The sequence below is a fragment of the Yoonia sp. BS5-3 genome (genome assembly GCF_038069655.2).
GTDB lineage: Bacteria > Pseudomonadota > Alphaproteobacteria > Rhodobacterales > Rhodobacteraceae > Yoonia > Yoonia phaeophyticola.
In genome coordinates this window covers 1,126,473-1,150,198 of the sequence record NZ_CP150951.2, presented here as the reverse complement: position 1 = coordinate 1,150,198, position 23,726 = coordinate 1,126,473, and the positions used below count along the sequence as shown (strand labels likewise).

At 58.8% G+C, this 23,726-nt stretch carries 25 protein-coding genes; 7 read left to right on the top strand and 18 right to left on the bottom strand.

All coding sequences use genetic code 11. The annotated features are described in order from the left end of the window. Positions 1–7 precede the first annotated feature (7 nt). On the top strand, positions 8–616 hold the full coding sequence (locus AABB29_RS05925) for a ferric reductase-like transmembrane domain-containing protein (protein ID WP_341367815.1): 609 nt from the start codon (positions 8–10) through the stop codon (positions 614–616). On the opposite strand, the gene AABB29_RS05920 is transcribed toward AABB29_RS05925, so the two are convergent. Genes AABB29_RS05920 through AABB29_RS05885 form a run of 8 tightly spaced genes read right to left on the bottom strand, consistent with a single transcriptional unit; the run spans position 601 to position 9,087 of the window. Next, the gene (locus tag AABB29_RS05920) at positions 601–1,617 is read right to left on the bottom strand and encodes a P1 family peptidase (protein ID WP_341367816.1); all 1,017 of its coding nucleotides are present in this window, start codon (positions 1,615–1,617) and stop codon (positions 601–603) included. The genes AABB29_RS05925 and AABB29_RS05920 overlap by 16 nt on opposite strands. After that, positions 1,601–2,338 (bottom strand): glucose 1-dehydrogenase, encoded by a 738-nt coding sequence (locus tag AABB29_RS05915; RefSeq protein ID WP_341368998.1) that lies wholly within the window; start codon positions 2,336–2,338, stop codon positions 1,601–1,603. Before AABB29_RS05915 ends, AABB29_RS05920 begins: the two co-directional genes overlap by 17 nt. 4 nt (positions 2,339–2,342) lie before the next feature. After that, entirely contained in the window at positions 2,343–3,785 is a 1,443-nt protein-coding gene (locus AABB29_RS05910; RefSeq protein ID WP_341367817.1) for an aldehyde dehydrogenase family protein, read from the bottom strand. Beyond that, a complete protein-coding gene (locus AABB29_RS05905; RefSeq protein WP_341367818.1) occupies positions 3,766–5,361 on the bottom strand; it encodes a dipeptide ABC transporter ATP-binding protein in 1,596 nt (531 codons plus the stop codon). Before AABB29_RS05905 ends, AABB29_RS05910 begins: the two co-directional genes overlap by 20 nt. After that, a complete protein-coding gene (locus AABB29_RS05900; protein ID WP_341367819.1) occupies positions 5,358–6,173 on the bottom strand; it encodes an ABC transporter permease in 816 nt (271 codons plus the stop codon). Before AABB29_RS05900 ends, AABB29_RS05905 begins: the two co-directional genes overlap by 4 nt. Further along, on the bottom strand, positions 6,170–7,114 hold the full coding sequence (locus AABB29_RS05895) for an ABC transporter permease (protein WP_341367820.1): 945 nt from the start codon (positions 7,112–7,114) through the stop codon (positions 6,170–6,172). The genes AABB29_RS05900 and AABB29_RS05895 overlap by 4 nt, the downstream gene beginning before the upstream one ends. Beyond that, entirely contained in the window at positions 7,114–7,611 is a 498-nt protein-coding gene (locus AABB29_RS05890; RefSeq protein WP_341367821.1) for an N-acetyltransferase, read from the bottom strand. Before AABB29_RS05890 ends, AABB29_RS05895 begins: the two co-directional genes overlap by 1 nt. A 3-nt stretch (positions 7,612–7,614) precedes the next feature. Beyond that, positions 7,615–9,087, bottom strand: a complete 1,473-nt coding sequence (locus AABB29_RS05885; RefSeq protein ID WP_341367822.1) for an ABC transporter substrate-binding protein — start codon at positions 9,085–9,087, stop codon at positions 7,615–7,617. 186 nt (positions 9,088–9,273) lie between these two features. On the opposite strand from AABB29_RS05885, the gene AABB29_RS05880 reads away from it, so the two are divergent. The 3 genes from AABB29_RS05880 to panC all read left to right on the top strand — a co-directional run bounded on the left by AABB29_RS05880 (position 9,274) and on the right by panC (position 11,654). Continuing rightward, a complete protein-coding gene (locus AABB29_RS05880; protein WP_341367823.1) occupies positions 9,274–9,816 on the top strand; it encodes a hypothetical protein in 543 nt (180 codons plus the stop codon). Between the two features lie 174 nt (positions 9,817–9,990). Further along, complete coding sequence (gene panB / locus AABB29_RS05875; protein ID WP_341367824.1) at positions 9,991–10,815, top strand: 3-methyl-2-oxobutanoate hydroxymethyltransferase; 825 nt, start codon at positions 9,991–9,993, stop codon at positions 10,813–10,815. Beyond that, positions 10,812–11,654, top strand: a complete 843-nt coding sequence (panC, locus tag AABB29_RS05870) for a pantoate--beta-alanine ligase (protein WP_341367825.1) — start codon at positions 10,812–10,814, stop codon at positions 11,652–11,654. Before panB ends, panC begins: the two co-directional genes overlap by 4 nt. On the opposite strand, the gene AABB29_RS05865 is transcribed toward panC, so the two are convergent. Genes AABB29_RS05865 through AABB29_RS05835 form a run of 7 tightly spaced genes read right to left on the bottom strand, consistent with a single transcriptional unit; the run spans position 11,651 to position 17,465 of the window. Further along, positions 11,651–12,541 (bottom strand): DMT family transporter, encoded by an 891-nt coding sequence (locus AABB29_RS05865; protein WP_341367826.1) that lies wholly within the window; start codon positions 12,539–12,541, stop codon positions 11,651–11,653. The genes panC and AABB29_RS05865 overlap by 4 nt on opposite strands. Next, complete coding sequence (locus tag AABB29_RS05860) at positions 12,538–13,332, bottom strand: ABC transporter permease (RefSeq protein WP_341367827.1); 795 nt, start codon at positions 13,330–13,332, stop codon at positions 12,538–12,540. Before AABB29_RS05860 ends, AABB29_RS05865 begins: the two co-directional genes overlap by 4 nt. Further along, entirely contained in the window at positions 13,325–14,221 is an 897-nt protein-coding gene (locus tag AABB29_RS05855) for an ABC transporter permease (protein ID WP_373636822.1), read from the bottom strand. Before AABB29_RS05855 ends, AABB29_RS05860 begins: the two co-directional genes overlap by 8 nt. Before the next feature lie 38 nt (positions 14,222–14,259). Then, complete coding sequence (locus AABB29_RS05850; protein ID WP_341367829.1) at positions 14,260–14,985, bottom strand: ATP-binding cassette domain-containing protein; 726 nt, start codon at positions 14,983–14,985, stop codon at positions 14,260–14,262. Then, entirely contained in the window at positions 14,979–15,662 is a 684-nt protein-coding gene (locus AABB29_RS05845; protein ID WP_341367830.1) for an ATP-binding cassette domain-containing protein, read from the bottom strand. The genes AABB29_RS05850 and AABB29_RS05845 overlap by 7 nt, the downstream gene beginning before the upstream one ends. After that, positions 15,659–17,182, bottom strand: a complete 1,524-nt coding sequence (locus AABB29_RS05840) for an ABC transporter substrate-binding protein (RefSeq protein WP_341367831.1) — start codon at positions 17,180–17,182, stop codon at positions 15,659–15,661. Before AABB29_RS05840 ends, AABB29_RS05845 begins: the two co-directional genes overlap by 4 nt. Positions 17,183–17,192: 10 nt before the next feature. Beyond that, positions 17,193–17,465, bottom strand: a complete 273-nt coding sequence (locus AABB29_RS05835) for a DUF6525 family protein (RefSeq protein ID WP_341367832.1) — start codon at positions 17,463–17,465, stop codon at positions 17,193–17,195. 205 nt (positions 17,466–17,670) lie between these two features. Between AABB29_RS05835 and AABB29_RS05830 the strand changes: the two genes are divergently transcribed. Continuing rightward, complete coding sequence (locus AABB29_RS05830) at positions 17,671–18,069, top strand: Rrf2 family transcriptional regulator (RefSeq protein ID WP_341367833.1); 399 nt, start codon at positions 17,671–17,673, stop codon at positions 18,067–18,069. Positions 18,070–18,171: 102 nt separating this feature from the next. Here the strand turns inward: AABB29_RS05830 and AABB29_RS05825 are convergent, their stop codons facing one another. Next, entirely contained in the window at positions 18,172–19,461 is a 1,290-nt protein-coding gene (locus AABB29_RS05825; protein WP_373636821.1) for an acetylornithine deacetylase/succinyl-diaminopimelate desuccinylase family protein, read from the bottom strand. A gap of 34 nt (positions 19,462–19,495) precedes the next feature. Further along, a complete protein-coding gene (locus AABB29_RS05820) occupies positions 19,496–20,653 on the bottom strand; it encodes a glycosyltransferase family 2 protein (RefSeq protein WP_341367834.1) in 1,158 nt (385 codons plus the stop codon). Positions 20,654–20,856: 203 nt separating this feature from the next. On the opposite strand from AABB29_RS05820, the gene AABB29_RS05815 reads away from it, so the two are divergent. Both AABB29_RS05815 and AABB29_RS05810 read left to right on the top strand, forming a co-directional pair. Further along, the gene (locus AABB29_RS05815; protein ID WP_373636820.1) at positions 20,857–22,632 is read left to right on the top strand and encodes a hypothetical protein; all 1,776 of its coding nucleotides are present in this window, start codon (positions 20,857–20,859) and stop codon (positions 22,630–22,632) included. Continuing rightward, positions 22,632–23,024 (top strand): GtrA family protein, encoded by a 393-nt coding sequence (locus tag AABB29_RS05810; RefSeq protein ID WP_341367837.1) that lies wholly within the window; start codon positions 22,632–22,634, stop codon positions 23,022–23,024. The genes AABB29_RS05815 and AABB29_RS05810 overlap by 1 nt, the downstream gene beginning before the upstream one ends. On the opposite strand, the gene AABB29_RS05805 is transcribed toward AABB29_RS05810, so the two are convergent. After that, positions 22,987–23,607, bottom strand: coding sequence for a class I SAM-dependent methyltransferase (locus AABB29_RS05805; RefSeq protein WP_341367838.1), 621 nt, complete (start codon positions 23,605–23,607; stop codon positions 22,987–22,989). The two genes, AABB29_RS05810 and AABB29_RS05805, sit on opposite strands and share 38 nt — an antisense overlap. Positions 23,608–23,726: the final 119 nt, after the last annotated feature.

Here is a 23,726-nt window from a genome sequence, read left to right as displayed (position 1 = left end):
GCGCTAGATGTTTCGCCCAAAGGCGCTTTTGATTTGGGCGGTGTTCGCCGTGCTTATGATCGTACCGCTGGTATTTGCCGCTTTCAGCCCTTTGCTGGAATGGCGGGACCCGGTCTATATCATGGCGGGCTTTGCGGGCATTATCGGGTTGGCGATCATGCTGGCCCAGCCGCTTTTGGTGGCAGGGCTATTGCCAGGCTTGCCGCCTTCACGCGGGCGTATGCTGCACCGGTGGGGCGGCGTTTTGCTGGTGGGGGCTGTCATTTTGCATGTCGTGGGTCTTTGGATCACCAGCCCCCCAGATGTGATTGACGTCTTGCTTATGCGATCCCCGACACCGTTTGCAGTTTGGGGGCTGCTGGCGATGTGGGCGGTGTTTGTGGCGGCGCTTTGGGCTGCAATGCGTAAACGTATCCCGCTCAGGTATTGGCGCTTTGGGCATACGGTTTTGGTCAGCTTGGCCATTGTCGGTACCGTACCGCATGCGGTCTTGATCTACGGCACGATGGAGACGGTCACAAAGACCCTGCTTTGCGCAGCGGTTATCGCCGCAACCGTCAAAGTCATCATCACGCGAAAAGCCTGGCGGATCAGGGCGCGTCAGACCTCGCGATAGGTAGGCAGGATGTCCCCCTTGGCCGGTGTCGCCTCATACACGGCCCGGCAGATCGCGCGGGTCAGGCAGACCGCCCCGGCAGCACCTACCGCGCGCATCACATCCCGATCAACGCCCTCAGGCACCCCGGTTGCCACGCCAAACACCAGATCCCCGTCATGCGGGGTATGGGCTGGGACCACCGCACGGGCGATCCCGTCATGGGCAGTAACGGCAAAGCGATGGCATTGCGCCTTGCTCAGCGGGGCATCGGTGGCGACGATGGCAATGGTCGTGTTCATCCGCTCGGTGACGGCCTGCATCATGGCCGCGTTTTTCCGGCTGGGCTCCTGCGCGACAAGCCCGCTGGCGGTGTCCGGGCCAACGCCGCCAAATTCGCCATCCATTTCAAAGGCAGCACCCCAGAAATGCCGATCACCGGGCGTGGTCACGCTGCCAAGCGGGTTGGTCACAACCAACGCGCCAACGGTCACCCCATCCGGCAACACCATTGAGGCCGATCCCAGCCCGCCCTTCTGCATCGCGCAAAGCGCGCCGGTGCCTGCGCCAGTGGTGCCGAGCGGAAAGTCCGATGAAGCATCTGCCAAGGCCGCTTTTCCCAGCGCGCGATAGGGGTTTTCGGTCCAGCCTTTGTCGCCGCCATTGATCAGATCAAAGATAATCGCCCCCGGTACAATCGGCACATGCATGTCACCAATCTGATATCCGCGCCCCATATCGCGTAACCCATCCGCCACACCAGACCCCGCATCAAGCCCAAAGCCGGAGCCACCCGACAACACCAGTGCATCCACTCGGGTGACTGTCCGATCGGGGGCCAGAAGATCCGTCTCGCGCGTGCCGGGCGCACCGCCCATCACATGCACGCTGGCCGTAAACGGAGCGTCCGCTGTCAGCACCGTCGTGCCAGATTTCAGCAGATCATCCTGCGCATTGCCGACCTTCAGGCGGGCGACATCTGTGATCAGGTTCTTTGGGCCCGTTTTATATGCAGCGTCCACCGTCTACCTCCATTGCCACGCCTGTGATCATGCTGGCCTCATCCGAGCAGAGAAAACAGGCCGCATTACCCATGTCTTCCGGTGTTGAAAACCGCCCGATGGGGATGGTCGATATGAACTTGGCGCGCATGTCAGGGGTATCCTCGCCCATGAAAGATTTCAGTAACGGCGTTTCGCCCGCGACCGGATTCAACGCGTTGACGCGGATGCCATCGGGGGCCAGTTCCACCGCCATTGTCTTGGTCGCCGTGATCATCCAGCCCTTGGAGGCGTTATACCAATTCAATCGCGGACGCGGCGACACCCCGGCCGTTGAAGCGATATTCAGGATCGCACCCGATTTGCGCGCTTTGAAATGCGGCACAAAGGCACGGGCGGTCAGGTAGACGGATTTCATGTTCACATTGCAAACCCGATCAAAGTCCGCTTCGCTAACATCCTCTAACGCACTGGGTAAATGGGTGACGCCCGCGTTGTTCACTAGGATATCCAGATTGCCTGTCTGCAATACGGTTTTGGCCATGTTAGAGACTGATTTCGCGTCTGAGACATCGCAGGCAATCGCCGCGCTATCGATCTCGGTCGCGATAGTCTGCGCCGCATCGGCGTCAATATCCACCACATAAACCTTGGCCCCTTCGGCCGCGAATTTCCGGGCAATACCCGCGCCAAACCCCGACCCGCCACCGGTCACGAGTGCTGTTTTGTCTGCCAGCCTCATATTATCACCCATGCCATGCCGCCACGGTTTTTAGGGTAGAGAAGCCATAAAGCGCCTCAAACCCTTTTTCGCGCCCATGGCCCGATTTCCCGACCCCGCCAAAGGGCAGCTCTACCCCGCCGCCTGCGCCATAATTGTTGATAAAGACCTGTCCCGATTTCAACGCCTTCGCCAGCCGCATCTGCCGCCCGCCGTCTTTGGTCCAGACCGCAGCGACAAGGCCGTAATCGGTGCTGTTGGCGATCCGCAACGCGTCTTCCTCATCCTCAAAGGGGATGATCACCTGGATCGGACCAAAGATTTCGTCACGGGCGAGCGGATGATCATAGGGTACGTCTTTGAACAAAGTCGGCGCGACATAGTGCCCTTTGGCATCCGTCACGATCTGCCCCTGGGCGGCCATCGTCCGGTCGCGGCCTTGCGCCAAAAAGCCGGTCACGATCTCTTTTTGCCGGGCCGAAATCAGCGGGCCGACATCCAGATCATCTATGGCGGGTCCAACCTTAAGCGATTGATATGCCTCAGACATACGGGCGACCACGTCGTCATAGACCCCGCGCTGCACCAGAATACGGCTGGAGGCCGAACAGGTCTGCCCCGCATTCTGAATGCCGGCACTCACAAGGAACGGGAGCGCCCGATCAAGGTCTGCGTCATCAAAGACCAACTGCGGGGATTTCCCGCCCAATTCCAGCGTGACGGGGATCACATTTTTGGCGGCAGCTGCCTGTATCATCTCACCGGTGCGCACCGATCCGGTGAAGGACATATGCGCGATGCCGGGATGCGCGGCGAGGGCAGCACCAGCCTCGGACCCCAGCCCCGTAACCACATTCAACGCACCGGGCGGTAGGCCTGCATCCAAGGCGATTTGGGCGAAGGCGAGCGCTGTTAAACAGGCGTCTTCGGCCGGTTTCAGCACGCAGGCGTTGCCCATGGCCAGCGCCGCCCCGACCGAGCGCCCGATGATCTGCATCGGATAGTTCCATGGGATGATATGGCCGGTCACACCATGCGGCTCGCGCAGGGTGTAAACGGTATAGCCATCCAGATAAGGTATTGTTTCGCCTGTGATTTTATCGGTCGAGCCGCCGTAAAATTCCATGTAACGGGCCAAAGCGACCGCATCGGCGCGGGCCTGTGTCAGGGGTTTACCAACGTCCCGTGCCTCAACTTCGGCAAGGGTTTCAATATGTTCCAGCACGGCCTGTCCGATCCTGGTCAATATCCGCCCCCGATCACGTGCGGTCATGCGGCCCCAATCGGACGCCAATGCATCTTGCGCGGCCTGCACGGCTGCGTCGATGTCTTGCGCAGTACCCCGGGCAATGGTGGATATGGGCACAGAGGTTGATGGATCCATGACTTGGATCGGGGCCTCGCCACGAATCCAAGCCCCGCCGATCAAATGCGAGACCTCTGGAATATCAAACATTTTCAGTGGCATGGGTGACCTCTGGCAGTTGCGGTGCCGCTGCGATAAGCGATTTTGTGTAGGCATGTTGCGGGTTGGAAAAGACGATTTCGGTGTCGCCTTGCTCCACGATCTTCCCTGATTTCATGACCAGGACGCGGTCTGTGACACTGCGCACTACCGACAGATCATGGCTGATAAACAGATAGGCCAATTGCCGTTTTCCGCAGATATCTGCAATTAGATCAAGCACTTGTGCCCGAACGGAGACATCCAGCGCGCTGACGGCTTCGTCGAAGATGATCAACGCAGGCTCTATGATCAATGCGCGCGCGATGGCGATGCGCTGTCGTTGGCCGCCCGAGAATTCGTGGATGTACTTTCCCGCGTCGTCAGAAGACAGGCCAACGTCTTGTAATGCTTTGGAAATCGCGGTCTCACGCGCCTTACCTGTGGGTGGATTTTCCAGCAGGTGGAAGGGTTCTGTGATCAGTCGGTCGACCTTGTGGCGGGGGTTGAAGCTGCTGTAGGGGTCTTGGAAGACGACTTGCATTTTGCGGCGGACCGAGAGGTTGGGCTTTTTGCCGGTGAACACGGGTACGCCGTCCAGTCGGATTTCGCCGTCTTGGACGTCTTCTAACCCTAAAATAGCCCGTGTGAGTGTCGATTTTCCGCATCCGCTTTCGCCGACAAGACCCACCCGTTCGCCGTGTGCGATGTGGAAGCTGACATCGTCCAGCGCCCGAAATTTAGGGCGTTCTCCGAGGATATTTTGCCGTGGCAACGGATAATCCCGGACGATATTTTTGGCGTACAAAAGCTGTACAGAATCTGTACGTACAGACAGCGAAACCTGATGGGTTGAGGCGGCAAACAGCGCTTTCGTGTAGGGATGCTGCATATTTTGCAGCAAATGCGCCGTCGGGCCGCTTTCGACCACGCGCCCGTTTTGCATCACGACGATTGTGTCAGCGATATCGGCCACCACGGCCAGATCGTGGGTGATGATCAGCAGCCCCATGTCAAATTCACGCACGAGGTCGCGGAGCAGGTCGAGGATGCGGGCCTGGGTGGTCACATCAAGCGCGGTTGTCGGCTCATCCGCGATCAGCAGTTTGGGCCGCAGTGCGATAGCCATGGCGATGACGACCCGCTGGCGTTGTCCACCGGAGAGTTCGTGCGGGTAGCGGCTGGATGGGACTTTCAGCCCGACCCGTTCCAGCATTTGCGCCGCGCGTTCGTGCGCGGCAGCCTTGCTTGTCTTTTCGTGGATCAGGATCGTTTCGGCCACCTGCGCGCCGATGGTTTGCACCGGGTTCAGGGCGGTCATGGGTTCTTGGAACACCATCCCCATGGTGTTCCCGCGCATCTGGCACAGATCGGGTTCGGACGTTTGCAGGATATCGACACCATCCAGCACGACACTGCCGCCGGTTTTGGCCGCGCGCGGCAGCAGGCCCATCACGCTGAGCGCGGTCATGGATTTGCCAGAGCCGCTTTCGCCGGTGATCGCCACGATGTCTCCGGCGGCCATGGCGATATCCACGTCATGCAGGATATCGGTGTCGCTGATGGACAGGGACAGGTCTTTGATGCTCAGCAGGCTCATGTCCGCATCACCCGGAGGCGCGGGTCGAGCCAGTCGCGCAGACCGTCGCCCATCAGGTTCAGCCCCAACACCATCAGCAGGATCGCAAAGCCGGGCACGAGGGCTGTGTGGGGCGCGATGCTGACCAAGGTTTGTGCGTCGGCCAGCATCCGCCCCCAACTGGCGGTGGGGGGTTGCGCGCCAAGGCCGATGTAGGACAGGGCGGCCTCGGCCAGGATGCCCAGCGAGAATTGGATGGTCCCTTGGACGATCATCAGGTTCGTGATGTTCGGCATGATATGTTCCACCGATATGCGCGTAGCGGACTTGCCGCAGACGCGGGCGGCGAGGATGAAGTCACGCTCCCACAAAGGCAGTGCCGCCCCGCGTGTCAGCCGCGCGAAAACGGGGATATTGAAGATGCCGATGGCGATGATGGCGTTGGTTGCCGAGGCCCCGAAGACGGCGGTAATCAGGATCGCGATGACCAGTGACGGGAAGGCAAAGACAAGGTCATTGCCGCGCATGATGATCTCGTCCAACAGTGATCCATGCCGTGCCGCCGCGAGAAGTCCCAACGGGACGCCGAGCCCGATGCCGATGCCCACGGCCACAAAGGCCACAGCCAGCGAGGTGCGCGCGCCCATCATGATCATCGACAGGATGTCCCGCCCAAAGTGATCGGTGCCAAGCAGATAGGCGCTGTTTGGCGATTGTAGTTTGTTTGCGATGTCGAGGGTTTCGATGTTGTAAGGCGTCCAGATGAACGACAGCATCGCCAGCGTGATGAAGACCGCCGTCAGGGCCGTGCCGATGATCAGATTGCGGTTCATGCTTTGGATCGCAAGCGCGGATCAACGGCCGCATAGGCCAGATCGACCAGGAAATTCACCATGATCACGGTGAAGACCAGCAGCATCACCACGCTTTCCACCACGATCAGGTCACGCGCGCTGATGGATTGGAAAATCAGCCGTCCGAGGCCCGGGAGGAAGAAGATTTGTTCGATGATGATCCCGCCTGCCAGCAGGAATGAGAATTGCAATCCGATGATGGTCAGCACCGGGATCAGCGCGTTGCGTACCGCATGTTTCCAGAGGGCTTGGCGGCGGGACAGCCCCTTGGCGCGGGCGGTGCGGATGAAGTCTTCGCCCAGCATATCCAGGAGGGATGAGCGCATGACCCGTGCAAGGATCGCGGCTTGCGGTAGCGCCAAGGCGATGGCGGGGAGGGTCAGGGATTTCAGCGCTTGAACGGGGTTGTCCCAGCCGGGGAAGCCGCCCGCGCTGAACCAGCGCAGGTTGATGGCGAAAATTAGCACAAGGATCATCGCAAACCAGAAATTGGGGATGGCGACGCCTAGTTGTGTGGCCCCCATGATGGTCACATCGCCTGCGCCCCCACGGCGGCTGGCCGCGTAGATTCCGGCAGGGAAGGCGATGAGTGTGGACAGGATCAGGGCGTAGACAGCGAGGGGGAGCGAGACCCAGATCCGGTCGCTGATCAGGTCCGCGACGGGGGTTTTATAGGTCCAGGATTGGCCGAAGTCGCCTTGCAGTAATCCCGTGATCCAATCGAAATATCGCCGTGTTAGAGACTGATCCAGCCCCATTTCGGCCCGGAGTGCCGCGATGGTATCGGGCCGTGCGTTCACCCCCAGCATGAAGGCCGCGGGGTCGCCGGGGATCACCTCGATCACGGCGAAAATAACGATGGAGGCCACGAAGAGGCTGATCACAAGCGATGTCAGGCGGCCTGCGGCGTAGCGGATCATCAGGCCGCGTCTAGGGCTGGGGCAAAGCGAAGCTGCCCTTTGGGTGCGGCACCGTTGATCAGCCGCCAATGGACGTGCCGGTCTTCGGTGCCTGCGTGATGCAAGTTCCCATCAGAGCGGAAGCCGATGCGTTGGTAGATATTCGGGTTCCCGGTTAACACGCATCCGGCGGCACCTTGTTCCGCAAGCGTGGCGATGCCTGCCTCGATCAGCGCGCGCCCGATGCCTTGCCCCTGTCGGTCTTCGCGGACGGAGATCGGGCCAAGCCCGTACCAGTCACCCGCCGCCTCGCTGATGTGGGCGGGCGAGAAGGCCACATGGCCGATGATGGTGCCGGCGTCTTCTGCCACCAGTGACAGCGTCAGATCACCTGCGTCGCGCATGGCGTTGATGATCGGCCCTTCGGTGCCGTCGCTGAACGCCTTTGGGGCAAAGGCCGCTTGGGTCAGGTCATGGATCACATCGATGTTGGCGGGCGTTTCGGGGCGGATCAGCAAGGTTTAATTCGCCCAACTGACGCCGGTCAGGTCAACCGCTGCGGTGGGTTGATTGACCCAGAGCCCTTGGATTTCTGCCTTAGCAACAGTGGCGACCGCTAGTTCGAAGAGGTAGCCGTTGACGTAATCTTCTGAGATGATGGTTTGCGCTTGTTTCAGCAGATCGCTGCGCGTTGCAGGGTCTGTTGTGGCGTTGAGTGTCTCCATCAGGGTCTGGAAATCCGGGTTATCGTATTGGAAATAGTAGTCCGGGTTGGCGTAGATCCCGATATCCATGGGTTCGGTATGGCTGACGATGGACAGGCCGAAGTCCTTGTTGGTGAAGACGTCCTCGATCCATTGCGCCCATTCGACGTTGCTGATTTCGGTTTCGATCCCGACCGCGCGCAATTGGCTCGCGATAATCTCGCCCCCGCGCCGTGCGTAGGAGGGTGGGGGCAGTTTCAGGGTGGTGGTGAAGCCGTCGGCGAAGCCTGCTTCGGCCAGCAGTTCCTTGGCCCGTTCGGGGTCGTAGGGGGAGTTGCCCAGCAGATCGACATAGTCGGGGTTGTGCGGTGCGAAATGCGTGCCGATGGGCGTGCCGAGCCCGAACATCGCCCCGTCGATGATCGCTTGCCGGTCTATGGCGTGCGCCACGGCTTGTCGGACCAATACGTTGTCGAAGGGCGGCATCTTGTTGTTGGTGGACAGAATCGTTTCGCCCTCGGTGTTCCCAACGAGGACCTGGAACCGGGGGTCTGCCTCGAATTGCGGCAGGTTTTCGGGGGCGGGGAAACCGATGAAGGCGTCCACGTCCTCGGCCATCACGGCGGCAAAGGCGGCGGTCGGGTCGGCGATGAACCGGAAGGTGGCGCTTTCCAGTGCAGGGGCAGCACCCCAGTAATCGGCGTTGCGCGTCAGTTCGATCCGGTCGCCTTGTACCCAATCGGCGAAGGTGAACGGGCCGGTCCCGATGGGACTGCTGGCAATATCGGCAATGCTTTCCGGCGCCACGATCACCGCGTCACCCCATGCGAGGTTAAACAGGAAATTCCCATTCGGCTGGGCAAGCGTGACCTGCACCGTTTGTGGGTCGATGACCGTTACATCGGTGATCCCTTCAAACAGGCCCTTTTGCGCGTTGGTGCTATCTTCGGCCCGGGCGCGATCAAGGCTGAATTTGACGTCTTCGGCGTCCATGGTGGTGCCGTCATGGAAGCTGACCCCATCGGCAAGCGTGAAGGTGTAGACCAGACCTTCCTCGGATATATCCCAGCTGCGCGCCAGCGCGGGCAGAATGGCCCCGTTGGCATCAAACCGGGTCAGACCTTCGAAGACATTGGCATAAAGCACACTGTCGATTGCCTGCGCCGCCCCGCCCGTGGGGTCGAGGTTCGGTGGCTCGAGCTGAATGGCCACGGTAATGCTGTCTTGCGCCAGCGCCGTTGTGGCGCAAAGGGCGAGTGCGGCTGTCAGGCCAGTGCGTGCGTAGGTCATTGTTAATCATCCCCGGTTGTCGGGGATCAGTCTTGACGGAAGCGTGCGGCAAATCAAGTGGGGTGGTAGGAAGAGGCGTTTTGGTCTGCAGTTGGGTTTGAGCCCACGGTCTCCTTGACGATTGAGTGAGGGTGACCAAAAGGCTAAAGCAATTGGATCAAACTCTTAACCGAGAGAATTCGAAGAATGCGCGGACAAACCGTAGAGGTTTATGCAACCTCAACCGACATGCTACAGCTTTGCAAAGAGTTCGAAGAGAGTTTCGAGTACAACTATGCCTTCTTAGAGAGCTACGATTGTCCTAAAGTCAAAGTATGTGCAGAAGCTTCTGAAATAGACCTTTTCTGGACTTCTCCAAGCGGCTTTTTAGGTCGTTCAATTCTACTAGTGCCAAAAGGAGACGAGCCTAACTCACGGCCGATAAAGCTGAAAGCTGGCGGCATTAGGTATGACTTGTCCCCTATGGACGTTGATAGATGTGTTGTTCTGCAGGAAGGTGGAATTTTTGCTCAAGAAGACTGTCTAATCTCAGGGCGATTGGCCAACACGTTCACGGATGACTGGTCGAAGTCGGTCTTTAGTGCGCTTTCTAGGATGACAAAGAAACAGTTCAAACGGACCGGTTCTTATTACTTGGGGCAGGAGGCAAAATCTCTCTTTGACAACGGTTTTCGTCTCACGTTTCAATCGAGCGCACCCCGACACTCTGACTTATCCCGCGAGGCCTAAAGCTGCGTTGCTGATCGGTGTCGATCAGGTTCACAGTACTAGGACGACATTTTCCCGACGGTGGCTTTGTCGGCAACACCGACGCCACGTTCGCCAAGGTGCTTTTCCGCTTCCGCCTAGCAAGCCCGCAGATTGCCTGTTATCTGACCCGCAGCCAAAAAGAGGGATCCTCAGATGAGCGCCACAGCCAAGAAACGTGCCCCGCTGCCGGATGATATTCGGGCCGCGAAGGGTGGGACTCCGTTGGTCAGTTTGACCGCCTATACAACGCCCATGGCCCAGATGATGGATGACCATTGCGATTTTGTTCTGGTGGGCGATAGCGTGGGGATGGTGCTGCATGGGCTGCCCTCGACCCTGGGTGTGACCATGGAGATGATGATCATGCATGGACAGGCCGTCGCCCGCGGCCTGTCCAGTGCTATGATGGTCATCGACATGCCCTTTGGGTCTTATGAGGAAAGCCGCGAACATGCGTTTCGCAATGCGGCCCACCTGATGGCCGAGACGGGGGCGGGTGCTGTGAAGCTGGAGGGCGGTGTCGCGATGGCCGACACCATCGCCTTTCTGGTGGCCCGCGGCATTCCGGTGATGGCTCATGTGGGTCTGACCCCGCAATCTGTGAATACGCTGGGCGGCTATAAGGTGCAGGGGCGCGGTGCCGCCCGTGATGCTTTGATCGCCGATGCGCAGGCGGTCAGTGACGCAGGTGCTTTTGCGGTCGTTTTGGAGAAGGTCCCGGCCAGCCTTGCCGATGAGATCACGGCGCTTTTGCCCATTCCGACCATTGGTATTGGGGCCAGCGCAGGCTGTGACGGTCAGATTTTGGTTGTCGATGACATGTTGGGCCTGTTCACGGCGTTCAAGGCGAAATTCGTCAAGCGCTATGCCCATCTGGGCGATGAGGGGGCTGCCGCGATTGCCGCCTATGCTGCCGAGGTGCGCGCCCGCACCTTTCCGGCCGCGGAACATATCTTTGCCGATGAGGCCCCAAAGTGATCGCCCCGATTGAACGGCAGCTTGCCGGGCTGCGTGCGGTGACCGCCGGCTGGCGCAAGGCTGGGCAGACCATTGGCGTGGTGCCCACGATGGGCGCGCTGCATCAGGGGCATTTGTCGCTCGCCCGGGCGGCGCGGGAAAAATGTGACCGCGTCATTGTCACGATTTTCGTGAATCCCAAGCAGTTCAATAATCCCGATGATCTGGAAAACTATCCGCGCACCGAAGAGGATGACGCCCGCAAGCTGGAAAGCATCGGCGTGGATCTGATCTATGTCCCCGGACCCGATCAGATCTATCCTGATGGGTTCGCGACGACGGTCACGGTTGCGGGTTTGACGGATATGCTCTGCGGTGCCACACGCCCGGGCCACTTTGATGGCGTGGCGACTGTGGTGCCAAAGCTGTTCTTGCAAACATCGGCTGATTACGCATTCTTTGGTGAAAAGGACTACCAGCAATTGCAGGTGGTCCGCCGCCTGGCCGCTGATCTGGACATCCCGATAGAGGTCATCGGCTGCCCCACGATCCGCGAAGAGGATGGTTTGGCCATGTCATCGCGCAATCTGCTGTTATCGGATCGTTCGCGCATTCACGCCCCTGTCTTGGCCGAGGTGATGACCGACATGCGCGACGCGCTGCGCGGCGGGGCGGCGATGACGGGTATCATCGCAGATGCCACGGCCCGCATTCAGGCCGCTGGTTTTACCGACATTGATTATCTGGAACTACGCGATGGCACAGATTTGTCACTGCTGCCGCATGCCAAACCTGATGCGCGCCTATTCGCGGCCGCCTGGTTGGCTGGGGTCCGGTTGATCGACAATATTGCCGTTTAGGGCGCTTTCGCAGGTCGTTTTTCGGCCGCAGCAACGGCGGCCCCGCCTAGCACAAGCGGAAGCGCGAACAGAAAGCTGCTGCTTAAGGTCAGTCCAAATATCAACAGGTCAGCCAGGACCGGCCAAAGGAGGGTGATATATTCGAACGGCGCCAGCCGGGATGCTTCGGCGTAGCGGAATGACAATGTCATTGCGATATGCGCGAACCCCCCGAAAAGCCCGGCCAGGACCAGCAGCAGAATGGTTTGCATATCCGGCAGCACCCATCCCCATGGCAGGCTCAGCAGCCCGCCGATCATTGCGACGACAACAAAGTAAAATGCGATGGCGCCGGGGCTTTCGGTACGATTGAGGCTTCGCACCATGATCAATGCAAATGCGGTTAAAACCGCCGTCAGCAGCCCAAACCCGATCCCAAACAAGCGGCGTCCATCCAGCGTGCCGCCCCCAAGCTCTGGCCAGACCAAGACGATCACCCCGGTGAACCCAAGCGCCAATCCCGCGATGCGCCAGTCTGTCAATTTTTCCGACAGGAACACGACAGCTGCGATTGCTGTAAAGAGCGGCGCGAGTTGCGCGATCAGGATGGCCTCGGCCACGGGCAATCGCGCGACGGATGCGAAGGATGCAAACATTGCCGCTGCCCCGAAACCAGACCTTATCAGGTGCCCAACGGGTCTTTGGGTTGCAAGCCCACTTGGAAATTCCTGCCGCAGTGCCAGAAAGATCACCAATGGGATCAGTGCAAAGAATGATCGGAAAAAGACGGTTTGCCCCACGGGCACGCTGTCGCTGACCGCTTTGACGCAAACTACCATCGCGGTGAAAAGGATGCCCGACAGAACCCGCAGGCCGATGCCCAGGCTGGGGCGGTCAGAGATGCTCATCCTTGTTGGTCTTCCTTTGCAAGCGCGTCGCGGAGCGCGTCTCCGGTCAGGTTGATTGCAAGCACGCAGATCACCACCGCAAGTCCCGGCCAGATCATTTGTAACGGGGTGGAGCGCATGTGGATGCGTGCGTCCAGCAGCATTGTGCCCCATTCGGGCAGTGGCGGTTGCATCCCGAAGCCCAAAAACCCCAATGCCGAGATCCCCAAGATGGCCCGCGCGAACATGCCCGTCCACACCACCGCCCAAGATGGCAGCAGCGCAGGCAGATAATGCCAGCGTGCGATCGCGATTGCGGACATTCCTGCCAGTTTTGCCTGCACCACATAGCCGCGCGTTTGCAACGACAGGCCAATCCCCCGTGCCACCCGGGCGTAGCGCATCCAGCCTGTGACTGTCAGCGCAAAGATCAGGCTGCCTGTGCCTGCGCCCAGTACCCCTGCGATGACCACGGCCGCAACAAGCTCGGGGAAGGCGAGAAATGTATCGGTTGTTCGCATGACGATCCAATCAGCCAGCCTGCCGCCTTGCGCTGCCACAAGCCCCATGATGGTCCCGATTGTCAGACCCATCACGGAAATGAAAAAGGCCAGACCCAGTGACCAACGTGCCCCGTAAAGCAATCGCGACAGGATATCCCGCCCCAGCGCATCCGTCCCCAAAGGGTGTGCGCCATGCGGGCCGCTGAGCCTGTGTGGAATGTCGATCGCCGTTGGATCATAAGGCGCGAGCATGGGTCCCAGCCCCGCAAACGCCGCCAAGACAATTGCCAGAATGACGACGCTACGCATGCGTTTCCCCGATCCGGGGATCAAGCAGGGCGTAGATCAGATCGATCAGCAGGTTGATGATCACGAAAAGCAAAGCAGCCACGATCACAACCGCCTGCACTTTGGGAAAATCCCGTGTCAGGATGGCTTGCACAAGAAAGCTGCCGAGACCCGGCCGGGCAAAGATGATCTCAACCAGAACGGCCCCTTCCAGAAGAAAGGCCAGCTCAAGGCCAAGCACTGTCATCACCGGAATTGCTGCATGTGGTGCGATATGGTCCCGCCCGATCCCCCGCTGGGTGATGCCGCGGCGTTCCAATGCGGGCAAAAAAGGCTGGCCGCGCGCCTCAAGAATGCCTGAGCGCATGATCCGCGTCAACGAGGCTGCCACTGTTAATCCAAGGGTCAGTGCAGGCAGGACCAGATGCGCCGTCGTCCGGGCCCCGATGGCGGGCAGCCATTGCAATTGCACTGCGAATAGCAGAATCAGCAGAAGACCCAGCCAGTATTGCGGGATGGCTGCGCCGACAGAGGCAATCGCAATGGCAAAACGGTCAAGCCATCCCCCGGGATGGCGGGTCGCCAATAGCGCCAGAGGGATCGCGGCGCAGATGCCGATGATCAACGCCGTCAGTGCCAGCGGCATCGTGTAGAACATTGCGGTTAGCAGGTCCGGCCAAACGTCCCGCCCTGTCACCGATGATTGCCCAAGATCGCCCCGCAGAAGTGGCCCGAACCAATTTAAGAACGCAGGCCAAAACCCTGCGTCAAAACCAGCCTCGGCCCGGACCTGTTCGATCACGGCATCTGGAACCTGGGCCTGGAACCGCGCAAGTGCGATGGTGAGCGCCGGGTCACCGGGCGCGTGCCATAGCAGCGTAAATGTGGCCAGCGCGGTTCCGGTTAACACGGTCACTGCCCGTAAAATCAGGCTGAGTAACAGACCTATCACGCAACCCGCTCCAATGCGCCAAGGGCAAAGGCGGCGTCGCGCAATGTTGTGCCATAGGCGGTTTGGGGCGCGCTGATGAAGGCTTTGGCGCTGCCCGTCTCTTCGAGCCGCCCCGATTTCAGCACGGCGATGTCGTCAGCATAGGCGGCTGCATAGCCCAGATCATGGGTGACGATCAGGGCGGCAAACCCTTCTTCTGCTTGCAGCTCGGCGATGAGGCGGGCGGTATGTTTTTGGGTCACTGCATCAAGTGCAGAGAGCGGCTCGTCAAAAAGCACCAGTGGCGCAGCAGCGATCAATGCGCGCAAAATGCCAACCCGTTGGGCCTGCCCAATGGACACGTCGGTTGGTTTGCGTTTGAGCAAATCCGGCGCAATTTCAAGACCCTTGCACAGGCGTTCAAGCCAGTCTGCATCGACAGGCTTTCGTTGCGCCGCCAGCGGTTCGCAGACTGACCGGTAAAGCGAAAGCGTGGGGTTGAGCGCGCTGCGCGGCTCTTGCATGACCAAGGCGGGCCGGCAGTTTCGAACCTGCGTGCCTTGCCAGGTAATGTGCCCGGTTGTGGGTCTAATAAGCCCCAAAACGGCCTGGATCAGTGTTGATTTACCCGCGCCGCTTTCCCCGACAACGGCCAGTGTTTTACCCGCAGCAAGCGACAGGGAGATCCCTTGCAACACTGCGGACTGACCCCGCATGACGGTGATGTTATCGACACTTAACATGGCAAGGCCAGCCAATTGCGATGTGCGCAGAGCGCCCGTGCGGCTTGTGATTGCGGTGCCGAGAGCAATGTTGATGTCGGCGCATCCTCAACAATCCTGCCTTGATCCATCACCATCAGCCGCGTGACCCGGCTGGCTGCGAGACCAAGATCATGTGTGATCAACAGCAGCGCCGTATCAGTCCCATCTAGCGTTTGATCCAAAAGGCCCATCGTCTGTGCCGCGACAACCGGATCCAGCGCTGATGTGGGTTCATCCATGACCAAAAGATCCGGTGTGCCCAGCAATGCCATGGCGATGACAAAGCGCTGTTGCATCCCGCGGCTCCAGCCCCAGGGGCGTTTGCGCAGATCACCGCCTGTGATGCGTAGCGCCGTGAACAGTGCCGATTGGCGCAGCGGGTTTGGTGGCTGACCCAGCGCCTTTTCTGCTTCGCGCCAGTGAAACGCCATGCTGCGCAGCGGGTCGAGCGCTTCGTCCGGGCTTTGCGGGACATGTGCCACCCTTTTGCCGGTTGCTTGCAACGCGTCGACCAAGATATGTCCCAAGGTGGATTTTCCAGACCCCGACGCACCAACAAGACCAACACGTTCACCACGCGTGGCCTTGAAAGTGGTCGGATGTAGAATGGTCCGGCCCGCGCAGTCATAGCGCAGGCCAGTCGCGATAATGGTCATTCGGCGAAGCGGGTCTCGTGTGTAATCCAGTAGTTTTCAATTGGATGCACCTGATAACCAGTCAGCCCGTCACGCGCCACGACAACTTGGGCCACATGAAACACCGGGATGATTGGCGCCTCGGCGGCCACGATCTGCTGTACTTGCGCATAGATGTCCTGCCGCGCGGCGCTGTCGAATGTGGTGCGCCCTTCGGCAAGCAATTGATCAAGCGCTGCATTCGCGTATTGCCCGGCATTTGATGTGCCCTCGGACGCCAATAGCAGTTCCATGATCGCGCTGGGATCACCCTGTGGCAGGGTCACCCAGGCTTGCAAGAACATGTCGGCCTCGCCTGCGGCCAATGCGTCCCGGCTGGCCCCATATTCGCCGATGCTGATGGTCGATGTGATGCCGATTGCCTGCAGGAAGGCCTGGGTCAGCTCGGCCGAGGGTGGCAAAGGCGCCCGCGAAGCGTAAGTCACGATATCAAGCTCAATCGGTGCCCCGTCCAACATCCAGCGCCCACCTTCTTTGACGGCGCCAGCTTCGGCCAGCAGTTCCTCGGCTTTGACCGGATCATAGGTCACATCGGTTTCAACCGCCCAGACACTGCTTTGCGGATACATCGCGCCAGCAGGCACACCGCCGACCCCCGACAGAACCGCATCCACGATCCCCTGACGGTCAATCGCCATCGAAACCGCCCTGCGGATCAGCGGATTGGCCAAGGGGCCGCTATCAGCGTTGAGCGCATAGAAATAAAGCCGCGAGGTTGGTGAGGCAAAACCCAAGGCGCCAGTTTCCTGAATGCGCTCAAAATCGGTTTCGGGGTAGTTGATCACCATATCCACCTCGCCTGCTTCAAAGGCCAGCGCGGCGGTTGCCGGATCGGCAGCGGCGCGCACGTGAATTTCATCAAACCCGGGTATGCCAAGGCGATAATCAGCATTGTCTTCGACCCGATAAAGCTGATCAGGGATCGCTTCGCGGAAGACATATGGGCCGGTTGCGTTGATCGGGAAATCCGCGGACGCATCGCCAAGGATCGCCACGCCAGGTGCGGAAAGTGTCCATTGGAACGCCGCATTGGGGCTATTTGTTTCAAAGATCACCGTTTGATCGCCATCAGCTGTGATCCCGGCCAGGTGAAGCAGCCCTGCCAGACGTGCGTTATAGGCTGGATGGTCTTCGTCCGAGATCGGCGTAATTGCATCGACCACTGATTGTGCCGTCACGGGGGACCCGTCATGAAAGCGCAGGCCCTCGCGCAACGTTACTTGCCAAGTCGTTGGCGCGGTCTGCGCGATGCTTTCGGCCAAACGCGGATAGAGGTTCAGATCGTAGTCAATTCCCATCAGCGTTTCGGTGACGCCGGTTTGGTTGGACATCCAGCCATTATACCCAACGCGTGGGTCTGGGATCTCGGCATTTGGGCCGAAAGTGACAGCGATCGTCAGGGTATCGTCCTGTGCGGCCGCCGGCAGAGCAGCACAAAGCAGGATGGAAGCAGTCGCTGCCAAACGAATGAAGCGTGACATAAAGGGTCCTTTAGTGGTTTGGATGGATCGTATTTGGTTTTGTTTGGGTGTCGCGGGCGAGTGTCTTGGCCTCGGCCTGGGATAAAAGCGAAAGGGCGTCTTCGGTGCTGAGCCCGCGCGCCTGTGCCTGTTTCCAAAGCTTGCGTGCCGAACTTGGCGACCAGGGCAGCGCTGCATTGGCCAGCCAATGCCGCAACGGTGTTGGCAAAGCATCATAGCTGCGCATCGGATCGGACGCGCGCCGTTTGCGCCGCAATGATGTGGCCCCGAGATTTCCGCTCATCTCGTATCCTCCGGATTGTGCGGCCGCTCAGGTGCAAAGGTCGCTGTTATGCTGCCACGTAAGCCGGAAAGAACAGTGACAAGAAGACGCTGATCCGACATGTTTGACCCCAACCGGTGTTACTCAAGAGACGTAACATACGTAGTTACTAGATAAATGCAACAGTTGCAGTTACAAGTTGCATTGTGATGAAGGAAGAGCGCCTATGAAACGAAATTCGCGCTTGTCACTGGCCTTGCATACGCTTGGTCACATGGCAGGAAACCCCGGCGAGCTGCGGACCTCAAGCGACATCGCTGATCATGCGGGCACCAACCCCGTTGTTGTGCGCCGGGTCTTGGGAAAATTGCGCAATGCGGGGCTTTTGATTTCGGAAAAGGGGCATGCGGGCGGCTGGCGCCTGGCCCGTTCTCCGAAAGATATTACGCTGGCGGATGTCTATCTGGCGCTTGACGAACAGCTTGTGGCTGGCCGCGCCGATGAAGACGTCCCAACCTGCGCCGTTGAACACCGGCTGCACCGCAGGGTGAAGTCTGTGATGGATGAAATTGAGCAAAGCCTGATTGACCGCCTGTCATCCACAACGATCGCCGAGGTCCAGTAAGGGCGCAGCTTTTGCAAATTGGACGGGATCGCATGTTTCGCGCGGCAGCGTTGAGACGCGTGGGTTTTACCCACCCTACGTTGCGTTGAAAGCTGGATCGTCCTAGGGCAACAAAATATCCCTTAGCCCACCAGCCATCACCTTGGCGCTGTCCAACATGTCTTCAACCCCGACATATTCGTCGGGTTTATGCGCCAGTTCTAAAATCCCTGGCCCATAGGCAATGCAGTTTTTCAGCTTGCCGATCCGGTCGATGTGTTTTTGGTCATACGTCCCGGGTGAGGCGACGAATTCGGCGGGTTTGCCCAGGACAGACTCAATCTGCGCGGCGATGGTTTGCACCACGGGCGCGTCCCGGTCTGTCATGCTGGGCAGCACCAGGTTAATTTCGCGCAAGTCGTAGTTGAACTTGGCCCGTTCGGCCTTGAGACCGTCGAGCAGGGCTGTCACCTCGCCCCGGACATCTTCGATATTTTCTTCTGCCAGAAAGCGCCGGTCGATCACGATCCGGCAGCTATCGGGGACGCAATGCGCCGGCAGGCCGGTATAGTCTTCGTCCTGTTCGGGTTGGCCGCCATGCACCGAATTGATGTTCATCGTCGAAGACCGCGCCCCCTCGGGTACGACGGGCATATCCGTTGTCCGTGCTGCCATGGCCGGAAAGAGCTTATCTTCAAATTCGTTCAGCACCGCCCCCATATGCCGCACCGCGCAATCGCCCAGAAACGGCATGGACCCATGGGCGATCTCACCAAATGTTTCGATCTCGGCCCACCAGCCACCCCGGTGCCCAAGGCACACCCGGTCTTTGTTCAAAGGTTCGGGGATGATCACATGTTGGACCCGTTTTGGGTCGAAATAACCCTGCTCGGCCAGATAGGCGACGCCGCCATAGCCCCCCGATTCTTCGTCGGCTGTCCCGGATATTTCGATCGCCCCGCTGAAATCCGGGTGCGTTGCGATAAAGGCCTCTGCCGCGATGATTGAGGCGGCCAGCCCGCCTTTCATGTCGCAGGCCCCGCGCCCGTAGATCTTGCCGTCGTCCAGTTCCCCGCCAAACGGGTCTTTGGTCCAGCCGCTGCCGACCTCAACCACATCCGTATGGCTGTTGAAATGCACGCAATCGCCTGCCATTTTGCCAGTCCGCCGCGCGACAATGTTCCAGCGAGGATATTTATCACTGTCCCCCGGTGTGCCGGTGGCCCGGATCAGCTGCGTTTCAAAGCCGCTGCGTTTCAGCCGCCTTTCAAGATATTCGCAAATCTCGCGATAGCAGTCCCCGGGCGGGTTCAGCGTGGGGATCCTGATCAGGTCTTGGGTCAGCCCAATCAGATCATCGCGCCGGTTTGTGATGGCGTCATTCAGGATGTCCATGGCCCGACTATTGGCCATGGTTCATGCCATCGCAACCCTTAGGGTCCTGACCCTAAGACGGATCAGGTCTGATCTGTTGTTGCAGCATCGATGACAGGAACCCGGTCGTGATGAATTGCAACCCAAGGGACGCGCTGACCACAGCCATAGAGGCGGCGCGCACGATACTGCTGGCATCCATATCCCCAAAGCCGGTCGCCCCCCAGCTGAAGATCCCCGACAAGGTTGCGATAAATGCGATAAACAGCAGGATACCCCCGGCAATGCAGGCGTTATCGACCGTGATCTTTTTGCGCAGCCGTTCAAACCTGTCAGAGGTCGGCAGAAGATTGAACCGGACCGCAAAAATCCGTGATAGCGCGTAAAAGCAGACCATCTGGAACCCGGTCAGCAAAAGCGCACTCGACAAGATCATTGTCCCGACATCAAAGGTCACACCGCCGATCACCACAGGCCCCATCATCAGCGCGCAAAAGCTGATCAGCCCGGTCCAGAACATGATCAGCCCCGGATAATAGAACAGCCAGTACGGCGCGAAGGTCAAAAGCAGTTTCAGATGCAGCCACCCATCGCGCCAGCTGCGCAGATGCGGTGGCCGTGACCGCCCGTCCGGTTTCAGGGTTGTTGGCACTTCGCGGATATCCAGCCCGAATAACGTCGCCCGGATCACCATTTCTGAGGCAAATTCCATCCCAGGTGTGTTTAGGTGCAGCCCCAAAATAGCCTCGCGCGAGAAACCGCGCAGCCCGCAATGGAAATCGCCCACAGGCGTCCGGTAAAAGACCCGCCCGACTGCTGACAGAACGGGGTTGCCCAAATAGCGGTGCAGCGGCGGCATGGCGTCTTTTTCGATCCCGCCCCGGAAACGGTTGCCCATCACCAGATCAGCCCCTTTGCGGAGCTCTTCAACAAAGGGATCAAGGTTCGAAAAATCGTACGAATCGTCGCTGTCACCCATGATGACGAACTTGCCTTTGGCGGCGGCAATGCCTGCCCCAAGCGCGGCTCCGTAGCCCTTGACCGGGACATCAACCACCCGCGCCCCAAGCCTTTTGGCAATGTCTTGGCTGCCATCGGTGGACCCGTTATCAGCGATCAGCACTTCACCATCCACATCGGATCTTTTGAGATAGTCCATCGCCTTGACGATACAGGTTTCGAGCGTTTCAGCCTCGTTCAGGCAGGGCATCAGGATGGTTAGTTCGGTCATGATATGCGCGGCTCTTATATTTGTTTCGTCATGGTTGGTAGCGGCAGATTAGGGCGTAATTCAGGCTTGGTTAAGATGCGGATAGGCCATGTCGTGGCCTTTGCGCAACAACGTTTCGCTGCGGCCCGGTTGGCCATAACCGGCTATGTTGCGGTATAGCCGCGCGTGCTAGGCCTCTGACGGTCATAAAGAAGGTATTTTTGATGAGCGAATCTGCTGTTTTGCGCGTTTTGCGCGAGCGCCCATTTCAGATCGTGCTTGCTCTGGTCCTGATCATGGTCCTGATTGAGGCGATTTTCTACAGCACGCAGGCCTTCGCCAATTTCGCAAAACAAGGCAATGATGACATCATGCGTCTTTTGTCCGTGCGGGACTGGCTGGCCGGGCAGGGCTGGTACGATGTGGCCCAATATCGCGCGGTCCCGCCTGAGGGGGTTTCGCTTCATTGGTCCCGTTATCTCGATCTTGGCATCGCTGCGATTATCCTGCCTTTGTCATGGTTCCTGCCAATGCCCACTGCCGAGGTCTTGGCAGCCGTTATCTGGCCCACCTTCGTCATGATGCTGAATTTAATGGTGATCGGCTTTGCCACACGCCGGTTATTTGGCGTTCCTGCAGCCTGTTTTGCGCTGCTTTGCACAGCCCTTTGGCCTGTCACGGGCGATTTGCATTCCGGTGGCGGCAATCTGGACCATCACAATGTGCAGATGTTGACCATGACGTTGATGGCCCTTGCCGTTGTTTGGCCCGATCGCCCTGTTTTCGCTGGGATCGTTGGTGGATTTTCGGCGGCCTTTTCGTTGGCCATTGGGCTTGAAAGCCTGCCCTTTGTGATCGTCATTGGCACGGTTGTTCTGCTGCGTGTCATTTTGGACGGCACGGCGCTAACCCGGCAGCTGCTGGTTTCGTTTTGTCTGACCCTTGGCCTGAGCGCCATTGTCCTGTGGCTGGGGCAGGCGGCGCCTGCCAGCCGCTTGCAGCCGATTTGTGATCAACTGGGCACACCAACCCTGGCATTGGTGTGGATCGCCGCTGGTGCCAGCGTTTTGCCGCTTGCCTTTGGGCCGGTCTTTCGCCGCCCTGTGGTTCATCTGGCGATCACCGCCATTTTGACGGCGATTGGCATTTTTGCAGCTTGGGAGCTGGTATCGCCCTGCCTGGACGGCCCTTATGCCAATCTCCCCCCCGTTTTGCAGGAATTCATCAGTGGCCGCATCATCGAGGCTAGGCCAGGATTGGATTATGCCATCAGCCGCCCTGCGCCCTTTGTTACATTTGTCCTGCCCGTCTTTGTGACCACATTGGCTGGTTTCGCCATTTTAGCCAGTCATCGCCGCGAGCAGCGTAATACGACCGCATTGTTTGGTCTTTTGTTCGTCTGCCTTGCTGGAATTGCCATGATTTTTGTGCAGATGCGCACTGTGATCATGGCGGCCTCGGTCGTGCCGATATTGGCGGGATATGTGCTTGCCTGCCTACTTGATCGATATTTGAAAGGCCGAAAGCCGATCAGTGCCCTGCTTCTTTTGGTTTTTTCCACCGCGGTCATGTCACCGGGGCAGTTCGCCGCTGCCATACGACCCTTTGTGCCAGTAACTGATCGGTCTGCACTGACCCAAGCCGCAGATTGCAGAACCTACGACGCGCTTATTGCCCTGAACGAAGCGCCTCCTGGCCTGATCTTGAACAATTTCAATTTTGGCCCCTCACTGCTTTGGGCGACGCATCATGATGTATTGTCGGTTAGCTATCACCGCAGCGCGGCGGCGATGCGCAACAGTATCGTTCCCTTCGAATTGGAAGCTGCCGAGATGGAGACCTTTGTCAAAGACTCTGGCGCGACTTACCTGCTGCTTTGCAAAGGGTATCAATATCGGGGCGCACCCGCGCGCGCCTTGGCCGATGGTGGTACCGTTGACTGGCTGCGCCCTGTGCCGCTCTCGGATGAAAATCAGCTTCTTTTCGAAGTGCTGCGCTGATGGATTGGGCCTTTCTGCGTTTTCTGGCTGTTGGCGGTAGTTTTAGCCTAAGCTATGCGCTTGTGACGTCGGCACTTATTCGTTTTGCTTCTGCGCCGCCACTACCGACAAGCGTGATCATCTATCTGCTTTGCATTCCACTGGCCTTTTGGGCGCAAAAGAAGATCGCCTTTCGCGCCGATCAGACGGGCCGATCAGCTATGCTAATCTATGCGGGAACACAGGTGGCCAGCCTCGCTGTTGTATCAACGATCACCAGCCGTTTTGTGACGCGCATCTTTCTATGGGATACGCTGATTTTCTTGGTCACGGCAGGCACAGCTGCCGTGGTCAGCTATGCCATCTGCCGGTTCATTATTTTTCGCCATTCCCCGGGGTCAGACGCGCAATAAAATGCAGTTTGCGCCCAAATACCCACCTGAGCGGCGCAGGATATAGCGGCACTTTGGTCTGGAATTTATCGATTGTCAGATCTGCATTTGCAAACCATGTTTCCCAATCGCGGCGCGGCGAATAGTTATAGGGCAGCACGACCCCGTGCGGCGCGTTGCCGACCCAATCCATCAGCCGCAATGTCAGATGATCGAGTTTGTTCTCGCTTAGATGGTCTTTGATGATCACTGCTTTACGGGCGACGCGAGATGCTTCGCTGATCAAAATCTGCGGATCATCCGTATGATGCAGCACATCGACAAAGGTGACGATATCGACGCTGTTATCTTCCATCGGGATGGTTTTGCCGTCAAACAATGTCACAGGGATATGGATCGTTTCACGCTCCATGATGTCGATACCCTGGACAACCGTGCCATCCTGCCGTTCGCCGATCATCTTGGCGATCTGGCCATCACCGGTTCCCACGTCCAGCATTTGCGCCCCTGCAGGCAACATGGCGCCGATTTCTTCAACAAGCACGCGGACACGGCGGTTAAAAACCAGTTTTTCGTGGGCTTGGCCGATGGATTTCTTGAACATGAATTGTCTTTCACTGCCGAATAGGGCGCAGATTGGTTGAAGATTGCGTTGCCGTAAAGCATGTCCCGCCAATGCGCCACGCTTTTGGCGGAACTATGGTAAATTGTCGTTGCATTTTG